Annotated in this window: 1 protein-coding gene; it reads left to right on the top strand. The window is 37.0% G+C overall.

From position 1 onward, the window contains the following. Window positions 1-535: ISAs1 family transposase (locus J7338_RS20590; RefSeq protein ID WP_210798835.1), on the top strand; the 535-nt coding region annotated here is incomplete at both ends.

The following is a 535-nucleotide window of genomic DNA, read 5'->3' as shown; positions in this document are numbered from 1 at the left end:
CCTTGTGCAGGTTAAAGGTAATCAAAAGAAGCTGTATAGCGCTATTAATGATTTATTTATGAAGCACTATGAGTCTGAAGATTCGGGGATTATAAGCCATGTAACACAAGATAAAGGGCATGGGCGTCAAGAAGTAAGAACGGTGGATTGCCTTGATGCTTCATTATTACCTGTTGAAATAAAAGAGAATTGGCCGTCAATTAAAACAATCATTGCAGTACAAAGGGAAAGGAAAAAAGGAGTTAGAACGAGTATAGACACTCACTTTTACCTGACATCAGTCACAGATAACGCGCTAATTAGTAAAGCGATTAGACATCATTGGTTGATAGAAAACCAACAACACTGGATATTGGATGTCGTGTTTAAAGAAGATGCATCTCAAATACACGATCCGTTAAGTGCACAACATATGGCGTTATTTCGTCGAGTGGTTAGAAACATGGTAAAACAACATACGAAAAGTAAGAACTCAATAAGAAGTAAGTGCGTAAGAGCGTGTTATGACGATGATTTTAGAGAAGAATTGTTATTC

The organism is Pseudoalteromonas ostreae (assembly GCF_018069805.1).
Taxonomy (GTDB): Bacteria; Pseudomonadota; Gammaproteobacteria; order Enterobacterales; family Alteromonadaceae; genus Pseudoalteromonas; species Pseudoalteromonas ostreae.
This window is presented reverse-complemented; position numbering and strand designations above follow the sequence as displayed.